This is a genomic window from Zhengella sp., from assembly GCF_041397485.1.
Lineage (GTDB): Bacteria > Pseudomonadota > Alphaproteobacteria > Rhizobiales > Rhizobiaceae > Zhengella.
Genome location: NZ_JAWKWO010000001.1, coordinates 930,580 through 945,000 on the forward strand (window position 1 = coordinate 930,580; position 14,421 = coordinate 945,000).

Below are 14,421 nucleotides of genomic sequence, written 5' to 3' on the forward strand. Positions count from 1 at the left end.
CTGGCTGGCTCACGGAACCCGCCGCAGCGGCGGCGGGTTGTCGCGCAATTGCTTCTTGAGGATCTTGCCCATCGGGTTTTTCGGCAATTCATCGACGAAAGCGAACCGGCGCGGCACTTCATAATCGGCCAGATGGCTGCGGCAATGGGCGGCCAGCGCCCCGGCGGCCAGCGCCGCGCCCGGTTTCAGCACGATACAGGCCGCGACATCCTCGCCGAGACCGGCATGGGGAATGGCGAAGACGGCGGCTTCCCTGACCAGGGGATGGCGGTAGAGCGCGCCTTCCACCGCGACGGAGGATATCTTGAGGCCGCCGCGATTGATGATGTCCTTCTTGCGGTCGCCAAAGAACAGAAATCCGTCCTCGTCCAGCCGGCCCACATCGCCGGTGAGGATGCGCCGGCCGGAAAACGCCTTCGCTGTCGCCTCTTCGTTGCGGAAATAGCCGAGCGCCACGGCCGGGCCTGACAGGGCGATTTCCCCTTCCTGCCCCACCGCAAGCGCCTTGCCGTCATCGCCGACGATCTCGACGGCCATGAGGGGCATGGCGCGCCCGACCGAGCCGGCCTTGTCCGCCATCCGCTCCGGGTCCAGAACCGTGCCCGCCGGCCCGCTTTCCGTCATGCCGTAGATCTGCACCTGATCCACCCAGGGCCAGAGACGGCCGATGGTGGCAATCAGTTCAAGCGGCATGGCCGCGCCTCCATTGGCCACGCGCCGCAGGCCGGAAAGGTCGTGGAGCCCAGGCTCGAAGGCTTGTGCCATGAAGTTCAGGATGGACGGAACGCCATGATAGAAGGTGGTGCCTTCGCCGCGGATCAGGTCCAGCCGCTCCTCGTTGCCGATCCGCCCCTCGATCACCAGTCCGGCTCCGGCGACCCAGCATGACATGCCCGCCAGATTGAGCGCGGAACTGGTGAAGAAGGGAAACGCGCCCTGGTAGATGTCGCCGGGGCGAAGGCCAAGCGCGGTGCCGCTGCAATACCCGGTGGCGATCATTGTGCGGTGACTGTGCATCACGGCCTTGGACAGTGCGGTGGTGCCCGAGGTGAAGAGCAGGCAGCCGAGATCGTCGGGCGAGACCGGCGCGGGCCGGAAATCACCCGCGCCGGCTTGCGCTTCTGCCAGGGCCTGCGAAGAAACGAAGGCGGGGGCAGAGGACGCGAGTGCAGCGGCGAGGCGTTGGCGCCCCTCTTCATCGCAGACAACGAAACGCGGTTCGGTCCACGAGATGGCGTGGCGCAGTTCCTCATCCGCGCTGCGCGTGTTCAACGGGACCGCTACCGCGCCCAGCGCCAGCGCACCCAATGCGGCCAGATAGCATTCCAGCGCGCGGTCATTGTCCAGATATATCGCAAGGCGGTCACCGCGCCGGAGCCCGGCGGCCGCCAGCGTCGCGGCACTTGAGCCCATGCGCCCGTGCAATTGCGCGTAGGTCAGGCGTTCGCGCCTTCCGCCCTGTGCGGCGGCGGACAAGGCCAGCGCCTCGCCGCGCCGTTCGGCCTGATGCCGCAGCAGGTCCGGAACAGTGAAATCCACGGACCAGTGACCGGCCGCCTGCGTGCTGCGGTGCGGGGTCAATGCGCTTGCGGCCATTCCTTCCTCCATCAGCCGGTCTGCTGCGCCTCCGGCATGCCCGTCATCATTCGTTCCTCGTCGATGCCAAGGCTGCGCGCGACGACGCGCAGATAGGTCTTCTTGACGTGGTCCGGCAGGTCGTTGATCTCGCTTCCGCTCACGGCGTAGCGCTCCAGCAGGTATTCGCGGGCGCCGATGATCATGTAGGCCAGCACTTCCAGCTCGCTCTCGTCATAGCCGTCAACCTCACCGGCCGACCAGCCGCGCTGCAGCGACCGCGTATAGCCGCCCGCCATGCGCCGCAGATATTGCTGGTGCGCGGCCGGCGCGAAAAAGGCCGCTTCGTTGAGGATGCGGTGCAGGGCCGGATGCTGGCGCAGATAGGCGAAGTTGGCTTCAAGGCCATCGCGCTCGCGGTCGGCCAGCGTGCGGGCATGCAGCGTGGCTTGCGCGATGAAGCGCAGCATGGCCTCGCCGACATGGGGCAGCAACTGGTCGAACAGATCCTGCTGGTTCTTGAAGTAAAGATAGATCAGGCCGTGGGCTACGCCGGCCTCCTCGGCGATGCGCGCGATGGAGGCCTTGCCGTAGCCGTGCCGGCCGACCACGACGGCGGCGGCATCCAGAATTGCCTGCCGGTTGGCCTGCGCCTTTTCCGCTCGTTTCGCCATCGCGTCCTCCCTGCCGCTACCGCGCCGGACACAGGCCCGGCGCCCCGCGCGCAGGCATCCGACATTGCGGCGCCGGGATCAAGCCCCCGCCTCTGATGCCATGGTCGAACGGATCCGGTCGCGAAGGATGTGTTTCTGCACCTTGCCTGACGCCGTGCGCGGCAGATCATCGACATATTCGATGCGGTCGGGGCATTTCTGACGCGCCAGGCCAGCCTCCAGCAGAAAGGCAGTCAGGGCGCCGGCATCCGGCCGCCCGTCGCCCGCGGCAGGGATCAGATAGGCGCAGACACCCTCGCCCAGGCGCGGATGCGGCATCGAGACCACGGCCGCTTCGCGAATGGCGGGATGGGTGTGCAGGGCGTCCTCGATCTCCTTGGCGCTCAGGTTCTCGCCGCCACGAATGATGATGTCCTTCTTGCGCCCGGTGATGGTGAGGACACCGTCGGCGGTGACAGTGCCCAGATCACCGGTATGGAAATAGCCCTGCGGATCGAACGCCTCGTCGGTCGCCTGCCGGTCGGTATAGCCACGGAAGAGGGAAGGCCCCCTGGCCAGGATCTCGCCCTCGCTGCCAGGCGCAACCGCCCTGCCCTCGTCATCCACGACGCGCACGTCCCAGTCGGTCACGCGCCCGTCGCTGCGCGCCGCCAGTGTCATGTCTTCCATGCAGCCTTGCGTGACCATCGGGCATTCGGAACTGCCGAAGACGCGGAAGGACCGGCAATTGGCGAAATGCCTGTTGGCGCGGTCGATCAGGGCCGGAGGCACGGCGGCACCGCCGCAGGCGAAGATGCGCAGCGATTCCAGCCGCGTTCCGGCCTTCTCGGCACCGGCGACCAGTTCGGACAGGAAAGGCGTGGCCCCGATCATGAAACTGATGCCGTGCTCATCGACGAGGCGGACAGCTTCGGCGCCGTCCCAGCGCTCCATCAGCATGGTCCGGGTGCCGAAATGGAAGGGCATTTCGAGGCCGTAGGCATAGCCGGTGACGTGGGTCACGGGGCTGGGCATGAGCAGCCGGTCGCCCGGTTGAAGGCCCCATGTCTCGACGCTGGCCCAGAGCGGCCGGCGCGCCTGGTTGTGGCTGTAGATCACGCCTTTCGGCTGCCCGGTCGTCCCGGAGGTGTAGATGATCAGCTTGGCGCTGTCGGGGTCGGCCGGTTCGAGGGCGAGCGTGCTTTCGCGTCCGCGCGCCTCGATGGCCTCGAAGGTCAGATCGCCGCTGCCGCGCACGGTGGCGACATGCCGCAGGCCCGGAAGACGCGCGCGCAATTCGCCATACATGGCCTTGTAGTCGGTGGAACGGATGCTGTCGGGAATGAAGGCGATGCGCGCCCGGCAGTCGTTCAGGATGAAGGCCAGTTCCGCCTGCCGGTAGATCGGTATGACCGGATTGATGACGAAACCGGCGAGCGCGCAGGCCAGGTTGAGAATGCTCGCCTCGCTCCAGTTGGGAAGCTGGAAGCTGACCGTATCGCCCGGCTCGACACCCAGTTCACGCAGGCCGCGCGCCAGGTCGGTCGCCCGCCGGTAGAGCGTCGCATAGTCGAGCGCCTGCATCCCGTCGGAAATGGCGATCGTCTCCGGCTTCTCATGGGCCATGGTGCGCGCCGCATTCGCCAGGTTCGTTCCCAGCCATTCGCCCGCGGCCTTGCGGGCCTCGCGTTCACCCGGCTCGAAGCGCAGCGGCCAGGGCGCCGGCTGCATGTCGGTTGTCTCAGACGGCAAGGTAGCGCTCCTTGAGCCCCGGATCGGCATCGAAATCCTCCCACGTTCCATCGTAGACGATACGCCCCGTATCGATCAGCACAACCCGGTCGGTACAGGCCCGGGCGAAGGACAGGTTCTGTTCGGAAATGAGCAGGGAGAGATCCTGCGTCTCCCGGATCCGCCGGATATGCCCGGCCATGTCCTGCACGACGACAGGGGCCAGCCCCTCCACCGGCTCATCGAGGAGCAGCAGGCGCGGCGCGCCGAGAAGGCCGCGTGCCACTGCGACCAATTGCTGCTGCCCGCCGCTCAACTGGTAGCCGGCGCGGTCCTTCAGCGGTTCGATCAACGGGAACAGGGCAAAGATGTCATTGAGCGAAAGCGCCTTGCCCGCGGCGGCCGCATGGCGGCCAAGCTCGATGTTCTCGCCAACCGTGATATTGGGATAGATGCGCCGGTCTTCGGGTACCAGCATCAGCCCGCGCCGGCTGCGCTCGTCGGTGGGAATGCCGGCCATGTCGGTGCCGCCGAAGACGATTTCGCCCTGCACGCGCGGGCCGGCATCGAGCAGGCTCTTCATCAGCGTCGTCTTGCCCGCGCCGTTGCGGCCGAGCAGCGCAACGCTTTCGCCCGTGCCGACGGAAAAGGCCGCATCCTGGATGATATGGCTGCCGCCATAGTAGGCGTTGAGGCCGGATACGGAGAGCAATGGTTCAGTGGTGGCCAAGATAGACCTCCCGGACGCGAGGTTCGGCGCGCACGGCGTGCGGCTCGCCCGACGCGATGATGGCGCCATGGTGAAGGACGGTCAGCCGTGTTGCCAGACCGAAAACCACTTCCATGTCGTGTTCGGTGAGCAGCAGCGTCAGGCGGTAGCGTTCGCGCACCTGCGAAATGAGCCGCACAGCCTCCGCGCGGTCGGACGGCGACATGCCGGCGGTCGGCTCGTCCAGCATGAGCAGTTTCGGCTTCAAGGCCAGGCTCATGGCCAGTTCAAGCCGCCTCTTGTCGCCATGGGAAAGCGTGCTGGCCGGCTCGTCGAGGCGGCCCTCCAGCCCAGTTCGACAACCAGGCGCTCAGCCTCCTCGCGCACCTCACGGCGCGGCGCGACAAGGCCGAAGGTCGATTTCAGCCCCTTGTCGACCCGTTCGCGCGTTTCGATGGCGACGATGAGGTTTTCGAAAGCGGACATGTCGGGGAAGATCCGTGCAACCTGAAACGAGCGGCCAATGCCGAGTTTCACCCGCTGCCATCCGTCCAGCGCGGTGATGTCCCGGCCGCCCAGCGTGATCGTGCCGCCATTGATGCGCGATTCACCGCTCAGGCAACGGAAGAGCGTCGTCTTGCCGGCACCGTTGGGACCGATGACGACATGCGCCTCCCCCTCCTCAAGGTCGAAGTCCACATCCTCCAGCACGCGTACGCGCCCATAGGATTTGTGAATGCCCTTGGCCACCATCAACCGGGTCATGTCGCTTTCTCCGCCTTGTCCATGGAGACATCGCTTGCAGCAAGGCCCGACCGGCGGGCAGCGGCGCGGCGGGCGTGCAGGAAGCCCAGCAATCCGCCCGGCATCAGCAGGACCACGCCCAGCAGCAGCACACCGACAGTGATCTCGGACAGGCCGTACATGGCCCGCGTGCCGTAATCGATGGCGCCAAACAGGATGGCTCGACGGCCGGGCCCCAGAAATGCCCGGCGCCGCCCAGCAGCGTGAACAGGATGGGTTCGGTCGAGATTGTCCAGTAGGCGATTTCAGGCGAAGCGATCTGGGCGAAAGGCACCATGACGGCAACCGCAAAATGCCGCGATCGAGCCGGACAGCACGAAGGCGGTGAGCTGCCATGAGCGTATATCGGTGCCGCAGAAAGGCTGTGCTGCGTGCGACCGGATCCTGCTTGATCGCCCGGATCAGCCGCCCGGCCGGCGAATTCTGGAATGCCCAGAGTGCGAAGGCCACGGCTGCCATGGCGAGAATGATGAAATAGTAATATGCGCCCGCGCTGGTGAGGTCGATGCTGGCAATGCCGAGGTCGATCACCGGTCTTGGAATGCCGACAAGCCCGTCGTTCCGGCCGAGAAACGTGGTCTTGGTGATGAAGATGTGGATGAGTTCGGAAAAGGCCAGCGTCAGAACGGCGAAATAGACGCCGCTGGCCCGGCGCAGCGCGATGAAGCCGAAAACCAGCGCGATCAGACCGCCGGTCAGCGCACCGAGGAAAAGGCCCAGCACGAAAGGCAATTCGGGCACGCGCAGCGACAGCACCGCCATGGCATAGGCGCCGCCGGCAAAGAACATGGCATGGCCGAAGCTCAACAGGCCGACGCCGGAAAACAGCAGGTTCCAGGACAGGCCGAAGACGATGTTGATGGCGACCAGCCCCGCCAGGAAGACAAGCCCGCTGTTGGCGAAAAGCGGAAAGACGGCGAACAGGGCCAGGCCCGTGGCGGCAATGGCGAGGTTGACCCGCATGCGCCTGCGATAGTCGATCATGCCGTCTGCTCCTTGCCCATGATGCCTTCCGGCTTGACCAGCAGGATGACGGCCAGCGCGATCAGGAAGTAGATGCCCGGATATTGCGGGAAGAAGAAGGTTCCGAAGCTCTCGATCATGCCGAGGAGGATGGCGGCGATGAAGGCGCCGCGGATCGAGCCCATGCCGCCGACGATGACCACACCGAAAGCCTGTAACAGGAAGATGCCGCCCAGCTCCGGCGAAAGGCTCTGGTTGGCCATCAGCAGGCCGCCGGCAAGCCCGGCCAGCGCGAAACTGAACACGACGGTGATGAGATAGATGCGCCGGACATTGAGGCCGAGCAGTTTCGCCATCCAGGGATCGGCGGCAACGACACGGATCAGGCGGCCCATCTGGGTATGCGAAATGAAGATTTCGAGCGCGATGAAGGCGAGAATGCCGCACACGATGATGAAGATCGTGTAGGTGGGCATGAACATGTCGCCCAGGAAAACCACGGAATTGAGCGCGGGCGGCGGCATGACGGAGAGGTAGTTCAGCCCCCAGATCAATTGCACGGCGCCGACACAGACGAGAAGAAGTGCGTAGGTGGCGATCAGGGAATAGGCGTCCTCGACATCGCGCAGGCGCCGCAGGATCAGCTTGTCGACGCCCCAGCCCATCAGGCCGACAGCCAGCCCGGCCGCGATTGCCGCCACCAGGTAGAGCCAGAGCGGCAACGAACCGCCGAAGGCCAGCATGACCGAATAGGCGACGTAGGCGCCGATCATGAAGAAGCCGCCATGGGCGAAGTTCAGGATGTGAAGGATCCCGAAGATGAGCGTCAGCCCGGCCGCGACGAGAAACGTCGCCATGCCCCAGGCAAGCCCGTTGAAGACGGTCAAGCCGATATCGACCATTGGTGCGTGCTCCGGTTGAATGCCGGGCGGGACCCATTTCCCGCCCGGCGCCTCGGGAGGATCGTCAGAGGATCGAGGTATCCAGCGGCTTGCCCGGATTGGCCGGCTCGATCACCTCCTCGCCGGGAAGCGAGACATAGTCGGTGACAGCGAAGCCGTCCGGTGCGGAATCCGAGGGCTCGATGTAAGCCAGTTCGGCATTCTTGACCGCCTGGTTGTCCTCGGCGCGGATGCGCCGCATGCCGGTCGCACTGTCGAATTCCAGCCCCTTCAGCCCGGCGATCACATCGGTGGTTTCGGTGCTGCCCGCCTTCTCGATGGCGCCGGCATAGGCCATGATTCCGGCATGGGCTTCGGCTGCCCATCCCATCGGGTAATTGTCGCCGGTGCGCTCGACATAGTCGGCATAGAGCTGGTCGGAGAGCGGGTTGCCCTTGTTGGCCTCATAGTACCAGTGGAAGCCGCTCCACAGCGCCGGCATTTCGCCCTTCATCGCCGTGGCGACGAGGAACTCGTTTGCCGAATCGAGCAGCACGTCGATCTTGTCGAACAGGCCGAACGGCTTGGCCTGCTGGTAGAGGGTCACCGCATCGCCGCCATAGACGGAGGTGTAGATGCCCTCGACATCCAGGCGCATGGCCTGCGTGATGTAGTTGCGATAGTCGCCCGAACCGTAGGGAACCAGGATCGGCTCGGCGATCACGGCTTCCTCGCCGGTCAGTTCCGGCATGGCCTTGCGCATGGTCGCCTCGAAAATCTTCCAGGTCGTGCGGCCATATTCATGGTCGGGAATGATACCGCCCCATTTGCGGATCTCGGGCCGGGACTTCACGATGTGGCGGACAAGGCCGGCATTGCGGCTGACCGGGCTGTCGCCGACGCGGAAGACATGCGGGTTGTAGTTCTCATGGTTCAGCTTTTCCGTGCCCGCACCGGAGGTCAGCACCACGCCGCCCTCGCTTTGCAGCAGCGGCCCCATGGCCAGCGCCACGGCACTGGAAATCGTGCCAAGCTGAAGATTGACGCCCGCACCGATCAGTTCGCGCGCGGCAACCGACGCGTCGTTCGGGTTCGCCTTGGAATCGCGGAACTCCACGGCCAGCTCGCGCCCGTTGACCCCGCCGCGCGCATTGACATGCTTGACCCCGATCTCGGCGCCATGGCGAACGAAATTGCCGATGAGCTGCGCCGGGCCGCTCAGTGGCGTGACGACGCCGATGGTGATCGGCCCGTCCTGCGCCAGCGCGGTTCGCAGGTTGATGAAGGGCATTGCAAGGCCCGCGCCGCGGCGCCCCCTTCACAAGGTTTCGTCTGCTAATCCTGTATGCCATTTCATTCTCCTCCCGGTTGAAAATCACCCGGCCTCCCGGCCAGACCTACTCACCCGTGAACACGGGCTTGCGCTTCTCGCGAAAGGCGGCGACCGCCTCGCGATGATCCCTGGAAACGTTGGACATGGATTCATAGGCAACGCCCGTATCCATGATCGAATGGGCCAGTTGCTTGAGACCGATATTGGCCGTGATCTTGGTCCAGCGGATGGCCTTGCGCGCGCCGGACGCGATCCGGTGGGCCAGCGCATAGACATCCTCGTCCAGCTTGTCAGCCGGGACCGCACGATTGATGAGCCCCATGCGCGCGGCCTCCGGCGCCGGGATCGGATCGCCCGTCAGCAGGTATTCCTTGGCGCGCAGGTAACCGATCATCTGCGGCCAGAGGATGGCCCCGCCATCGCCAGCCACCAGACCAATGGAAACATGCGGATCGCCGATCTTTGCATTTTCAGCGGCGATGACGATGTCGCAGGTCAGCGCGATCGTGGCACCGAGGCCGATGGCATGGCCGTTCATGCGGCAGATCAGCGGCTTTTCCAGATCGAGCTGGCTGAAGATGATCCGCTTGGCCTCGAAACCGGTGACCTCGAAGCGGGACGGGTCGTCGATGGCATCCTGCATCCAGTCGACATCGCCACCGGCGCAGAAGGCCCTGCCCGCGCCGGTCAGCACGATCACATCGGAATCGGGGTCGTCGTTCAGGTCGATGAAGACGCGCGAGAGTTCCGAATGCAGGTCCGCGTTCACCGCGTTCAGCGTGTCGGGCAGGTTCAGCGTCACCGTCAGTACCCGGCCGTCCCGCTTGAACGTCATTGTCTTGTAATTGGCGAACCGATCCATTCCATTCTCCTCCCGGTTGTCTTTCGTCATCTGCTGGGCGTCGTCAGCCGCTTGCGATGGTCTTCCGCGCCGCCGGGCATGAGTTGCAGAACCTTGACGCGGCGCAGTCCTGCGCCCAGCGGCAGATCCTCGGTCATGCCGACGCCGCCATGCAGTTGAATGGCTTCCTTGGCCACGTGCAGGGCGCGGTCCACGGCGCCGACGACGGCTTGCGAAACCGCGCGGCCGGGCACGGCGCCATCTTCTGCCGCCCGCGTCACCGCAAGCGCCAGCGAGCGGGTCTCCTCGACCGCCACGAACATGTCCGCAAGCCGGTGCTGCAAGGCCTGGAACCTGCCGATCTCCTGGCCGAATTGCTGGCGCTGCCCGGCATAGGCGAGCGTATCCTCGAACAGGCGCGCGGCAAGGCCGGCGGCTTCAGCGGTGATGGCGAGCGCAAGAATGGCATCGGCACGCGCGCAAACGCTGCGTGCGCCATCCCCCTCGCAGAGCGTGGCGCCCTCGTCGATACGAACATTTTCAAGGCGCAATTCCGCATAGCGCCGGCCATCCATGCCGCGAAACCCGCGTACATTCATCCCCTCGCCCGCCGCATCCAGAACACAGACGAGATCGGGCAAGGCCAGCACGAAGAGATCGGCCGATGCACCGGCCGGCGCCGTCGAGAAGCGGCCTGACAGGCGGCGAATGCCGTTCCCGTCCTGCACGGTCACGCCTTCACCCATGGCAGCGGTCAGCCCGCAGGCGATCTTCTCGCCTGCCATGAGCGGTTCCAGTTGACCGTTGCCCGGATCGGCAGCTTCGAGAATGGCGAGGGCCACGCAGGATGCCGACAAGGGACCGGCGAACATGGCACGCCCGGCGCCCTCCATCACGATCGCCACTTCCCGCGGGCCGCCAAAGCCGCCGGCTGCCTCGCCCACGGCGGCGCCAAGCCAGCCCAGGCCGGCAATGTCCTGCCAGAGCGCGCGATCGAAGCCCTGCGGGGTCGCCTCGCAGGCGCGCCGTGCCTCGTTGTCGTAGCGGTCGGCCAGGAAACGTGTGACGCTTTGCGCCAGAAGTGCCTGCTCTTCGGTTGGCGTGATCTTCACGGCTGCCTCACATTACCCGAGACCAAGTGCATGCTTGGAAATGATGTTGCGCTGGATTTCATTGCTGCCGCCCCAGATCGTTGGCGCGCGCTGGAACAGGAATTCCGAAACGATGCCCATGTGGCGGGCCAATTCATCGCCCGGATCGTTGCTTCCTTCTTCGAGGAAGGCCGGATCGTAGGGCACCGCCTCCGGCCCCAGCAGATCAGCGGTCGCCTCCGCAATGGCTTGCACGACAGTCGAGCCGCGCAATTTCAGGATCGATGCCTCATAGCCGGGCGCGGAGCCGTCCATGACGGCCTCCAGCATGCGCAACGTGGTCCATTCCAGGGCGATCAGGTCGGTCTCGAGCTGGTTCAACCGGTCGAGATAGCGGTAGCTGCCGGACGCGCCGCGCTCTTCGGCCAGCCGCCGCAATCGGCCGAGCATGCGCTTGGCCTTGCCTATCTCGGCGGAGAGCACACGTTCGTGGCCGAGCAGGAACTTGGCGTAGGTCCAGCCCTTGTTCTCCTCGCCAACCCGGTTTTCAACGGGCACGCGCACATTGTCGAAAAAGACCTGGTTGAGATGGTGCGCGCCCTCGATGGAGCGAATCGGCCGGACCGAGACACCGGGCGAGCGCAGATCAATCAGCAGGAAGGAAATGCCGGCCTGCGGCCTGACCTGGGGATCGGTGCGCACCAGGGCGAAGATCCAGTCGGCCCAATGGGCCATGGACGTCCAGATCTTTGATCCGTTGACGATGTAATGCTCACCGTCGCGTTCGGCACGCGTGGACAGGCGGGCGAGATCGGACCCTGCATTCGGCTCCGAATAGCCCTGGCACCAGAAGACCTCGTTGGAGACGATACCCGGCAGATGGCGCGCCTTCTGCTTCTCGCTGCCGTAGGTGTAAATGACCGGGCCGACATAGTTGACGCCAAAGGGCAGCAGCCAGGGCGCGCCGGCACGGGTGGTCTCTTCCTGGAAGATGTAGCTTTGCGCCGGCGTCCATTCGCAGCCGCCATGGCGTCGCGGCCAGAAGCCGGCGATCCATCCTCTTGCAGCCAGGATATCCTGCCAGCGCATGTGATCGGAACGCGCCAGCGGACGGCCGCTCATCACCTTGTCCCGGATGTCGGCGGGCAGGTTCTCCTGCGTGAACGTCCGCACCTCTTCCCGAAACGCGATATCGGATGGCGACCAGCCGGCGTCCATACCGCTCCTCCCAAAGCAAAATAATGACTACTGATTCATTATTCATCTCCCGGACGATGTCAATGCCGTTTACGGCGAAAAACCGGCCTGCGCGATAACCCAAGGGAACCGCAACGAGCCGGATTTGCGATGGCTTTCGCGCCAGCGACGATGCTTTGGCTGGGTTTGGTAATTTGGTTGCGGGGGCAGGATTTGCCTTGTCTGTCCCGCAGCGCCGGCCGTTGCCGGCTTGCGGGTCCCTTGAAGAGGCTTTCATTCTGGACCCGTTACCAACAAAAAAGCCGCCTTTCGGCGGCGTTTGTGTTGGTTGCGGGGGCAGGATTTGAACCTGCGACCTTCAGGTTATGAGCCTGACGAGCTACCGGGCTGCTCCACCCCGCGCCATTACGTGTCGAGAAGATTCTGATTTCCATGCGTTTAGCAGACCTGGCGGCGACCTACTCTCCCGCGTCTTGAGACGAAGTACCATCGGCGCTGGGGCGTTTCACGGCCGAGTTCGGAATGGGATCGGGTGCTTTCCACCCCGCCATGACCACCAGGTCGGCGAAGCGCATGAATGAGAAGCTGGTGCGTCATTTCGCCGAAGGCGACAATGACGGGACGCGTAAGCATCCTTGCGAAGCAAGGTGCGTGCGGCGGCGCCTGGTTTTTCTCCATTTATTCCTTCTGCCATGACGGGTTCGAAAGCAGCAGCTTTCGCAAGCCCGAGGGGCGCCGCGCCACGTTTGGCGCGCCCCGTCCGGAGGACAGCAGGCCCGAGGGCCTGCGGTACGTCCGTGAGGACAGAAGAGAAGCGATGGTCATTGGCAAATGAGAATGATCAAGCCGATCGAGCTATTAGTACCGGTAAGCTTCACACATTGCTGCGCTTCCACACCCGGCCTATCAACGTGGTCGTCTTCCACGACTCTCAGGGAATACTCGTTTTCAGGTCGGTTTCCCGCTTAGATGCCTTCAGCGGTTATCCCTTCCGTATATAGCTACCCTGCTATGCCGCTGGCGCGACAACAGGTCCACCAGAGATACGTCCATCCCGGTCCTCTCGTACTAGGGACAGATCCTGTCAATATTCCTACACCCACGGCAGATAGGGACCGAACTGTCTCACGACGTTCTGAACCCAACTCACGTACCGCTTTAAATGGCGAACAGCCATACCCTTGGGACCTGCTCCAGCCCCAGGATGCGATGAGTCGACATCGAGGTGCCAAACAACCCCGTCGATATGGACTCTTGGGGGTCATCAGCCTGTTATCCCCGGCGTACCTTTTATCCGTTGAGCGATGGCCCTTCCACGCGGGACCACCGGATCACTATGACCGACTTTCGTCTCTGCTCGACTTGTCAGTCTCGCAGTCAGGCAGGCTTATGCCATTGCACTCGACGACCGATTTCCGACCGGTCTGAGCCCACCATCGCGCGCCTCCGTTACGCTTTAGGAGGCGACCGCCCCAGTCAAACTACCCACCATACACTGTCCCGGACCCGGATGACGGGCCGCGGTTAGACATTCATGACGATAAGGGTGGTATTTCAAGGATGGCTCCACGCCAGCTGGCGCCGGCGCTTCAAAGCCTACCACCTATCCTACACATGCCGACACGAATGCCAGTGTAAAGCTATAGTAAAGGTGCACGGGGTCTTTCCGTCTAACCGCAGGAACCCCGCATCTTCACGGGGAATTCAATTTCACTGAGTCTGCGTTGGAGACAGCGGGGAAGTCGTTACGCCATTCGTGCAGGTCGGAACTTACCCGACAAGGAATTTCGCTACCTTAGGACCGTTATAGTTACGGCCGCCGTTTACCGGGGCTTCGATTCAGAGCTTGCACCCCTCCTCTTAACCTTCCGGCACCGGGCAGGCGTCAGACCCTATACGTCGTCTTGCGACTTCGCAGAGCCCTGTGTTTTTGATAAACAGTCGCTACCCCCTGGTCTGTGCCACCCTCCTGCGGTTGCCCGCAAAAGGGTCACGCTTATTCCGAAGTTACGCGTGCAATTTGCCGAGTTCCTTCAACGCAGTTCTCTCAAGCGCCTTGGTATGCTCTACCAGTCCACCTGTGTCGGTTTCGGGTACGGTCTGTACGGAGGTGCTGTTTCCCGGGACCGCTTCACCGCACACCCAATCCAGTAAGGGCATACGATACACGCGATCCGTCACAATCCTCCAGGCCCACGAATATTCACGTGGTTCCCATCGACTACGCCTTTCGGCCTCGCCTTAGGGGCCGGCTAACCCTGCTCAGATTAACTTTAAGCAGGAACCCTTGGACTTTCGGCGAGGGAGTCTCTCACTCCCTTTATCGTTACTCATGTCAGCATTCGCACTTGTGATACCTCCACGGGTCCTCACGGATCCCGCTTCATCAGCTTACACAACGCTCCGCTACCGCTTGCAAAGCAAGCCCAAAGCTTCGGTGCATGGCTTGAGCCCCGGTACATTTTCGGCGCAAGGACCCTTGTTTAGACCAGTGAGCTGTTACGCTTTCTTTAAATGATGGCTGCTTCTAAGCCAACATCCTGGTTGTTTTGGGATCCTCACATCCTTTCCCACTTAGCCATGACTTGGGGACCTTAGCTGTTGGTCAGGGTTGTTTCCCTCTCCACGACGGACGTTAGCACC

11 protein-coding genes, 1 tRNA gene and 2 rRNA genes (1 of these 14 only partly in view) are annotated in these 14,421 nt (G+C 63.7%); all 14 read right to left on the reverse strand.

The genetic code is table 11. The features are described from left to right. Window positions 1–9 precede the first annotated feature (9 nt). Entirely contained in the window at window positions 10–1,596 is a 1,587-nt protein-coding gene (locus R3D65_RS04425) for a class I adenylate-forming enzyme family protein (RefSeq protein ID WP_371274026.1), read from the reverse strand. Window positions 1,597–1,607: 11 nt separating this feature from the next. Further along, window positions 1,608–2,249, reverse strand: a complete 642-nt coding sequence (locus R3D65_RS04430; protein WP_371274028.1) for a TetR/AcrR family transcriptional regulator — start codon at window positions 2,247–2,249, stop codon at window positions 1,608–1,610. Window positions 2,250–2,327: 78 nt separating this feature from the next. Then, window positions 2,328–3,980, reverse strand: a complete 1,653-nt coding sequence (locus R3D65_RS04435) for an AMP-binding protein (protein WP_371274029.1) — start codon at window positions 3,978–3,980, stop codon at window positions 2,328–2,330. Beyond that, window positions 3,970–4,689, reverse strand: a complete 720-nt coding sequence (locus R3D65_RS04440) for an ABC transporter ATP-binding protein (protein ID WP_371274030.1) — start codon at window positions 4,687–4,689, stop codon at window positions 3,970–3,972. Before R3D65_RS04440 ends, R3D65_RS04435 begins: the two co-directional genes overlap by 11 nt. Beyond that, window positions 4,676–5,017, reverse strand: coding sequence for an ATP-binding cassette domain-containing protein (locus tag R3D65_RS04445; RefSeq protein ID WP_371274359.1), 342 nt, complete (start codon window positions 5,015–5,017; stop codon window positions 4,676–4,678). The genes R3D65_RS04440 and R3D65_RS04445 overlap by 14 nt, the downstream gene beginning before the upstream one ends. After that, window positions 4,945–6,456, reverse strand: a complete 1,512-nt coding sequence (locus R3D65_RS04450; protein ID WP_371274031.1) for an ATP-binding cassette domain-containing protein — start codon at window positions 6,454–6,456, stop codon at window positions 4,945–4,947. Before R3D65_RS04450 ends, R3D65_RS04445 begins: the two co-directional genes overlap by 73 nt. Next, on the reverse strand, window positions 6,453–7,337 hold the full coding sequence (locus R3D65_RS04455; protein ID WP_371274032.1) for a branched-chain amino acid ABC transporter permease: 885 nt from the start codon (window positions 7,335–7,337) through the stop codon (window positions 6,453–6,455). The genes R3D65_RS04450 and R3D65_RS04455 overlap by 4 nt, the downstream gene beginning before the upstream one ends. Window positions 7,338–7,401: 64 nt before the next feature. Beyond that, window positions 7,402–8,607, reverse strand: coding sequence for an ABC transporter substrate-binding protein (locus tag R3D65_RS04460; protein ID WP_371274033.1), 1,206 nt, complete (start codon window positions 8,605–8,607; stop codon window positions 7,402–7,404). Window positions 8,608–8,713: 106 nt separating this feature from the next. Beyond that, a complete protein-coding gene (locus tag R3D65_RS04465; RefSeq protein ID WP_371274034.1) occupies window positions 8,714–9,511 on the reverse strand; it encodes an enoyl-CoA hydratase/isomerase family protein in 798 nt (265 codons plus the stop codon). 26 nt (window positions 9,512–9,537) lie between these two features. After that, window positions 9,538–10,602, reverse strand: a complete 1,065-nt coding sequence (locus R3D65_RS04470; protein ID WP_371274035.1) for an acyl-CoA dehydrogenase family protein — start codon at window positions 10,600–10,602, stop codon at window positions 9,538–9,540. Between the two features lie 12 nt (window positions 10,603–10,614). Continuing rightward, the gene (locus tag R3D65_RS04475; protein WP_371274036.1) at window positions 10,615–11,799 is read right to left on the reverse strand and encodes an acyl-CoA dehydrogenase family protein; all 1,185 of its coding nucleotides are present in this window, start codon (window positions 11,797–11,799) and stop codon (window positions 10,615–10,617) included. Window positions 11,800–12,103: 304 nt separating this feature from the next. Beyond that, a tRNA-Met gene (locus tag R3D65_RS04480) sits at window positions 12,104–12,180 on the reverse strand. Window positions 12,181–12,223: 43 nt separating this feature from the next. Further along, window positions 12,224–12,339 (reverse strand): 5S ribosomal RNA (gene rrf, locus R3D65_RS04485). A gap of 276 nt (window positions 12,340–12,615) precedes the next feature. Then, window positions 12,616–14,421: ribosomal RNA gene (locus tag R3D65_RS04490) — 23S ribosomal RNA — on the reverse strand (it continues 1,111 nt past the right edge of the window).

Bases quoted from the DNA above. Each gene is read 5' to 3' on its own strand.
- R3D65_RS04425 (WP_371274026.1), bottom strand. From the start codon at position 1,596: ATGGCCGCAAGCGCATTGACCCCGCACCGCAGCACGCAGGCGGCCGGT.
- R3D65_RS04430 (WP_371274028.1), bottom strand. From the start codon at position 2,249: ATGGCGAAACGAGCGGAAAAGGCGCAGGCCAACCGGCAGGCAATTCTG.
- R3D65_RS04450 (WP_371274031.1), bottom strand. From the start codon at position 6,456: ATGATCGACTATCGCAGGCGCATGCGGGTCAACCTCGCCATTGCCGCC.
- R3D65_RS04455 (WP_371274032.1), bottom strand. From the start codon at position 7,337: ATGGTCGATATCGGCTTGACCGTCTTCAACGGGCTTGCCTGGGGCATG.
- R3D65_RS04460 (WP_371274033.1), bottom strand. From the start codon at position 8,607: ATGCCCTTCATCAACCTGCGAACCGCGCTGGCGCAGGACGGGCCGATC.
- R3D65_RS04465 (WP_371274034.1), bottom strand. From the start codon at position 9,511: ATGGATCGGTTCGCCAATTACAAGACAATGACGTTCAAGCGGGACGGC.
- R3D65_RS04475 (WP_371274036.1), bottom strand. From the start codon at position 11,799: ATGGACGCCGGCTGGTCGCCATCCGATATCGCGTTTCGGGAAGAGGTG.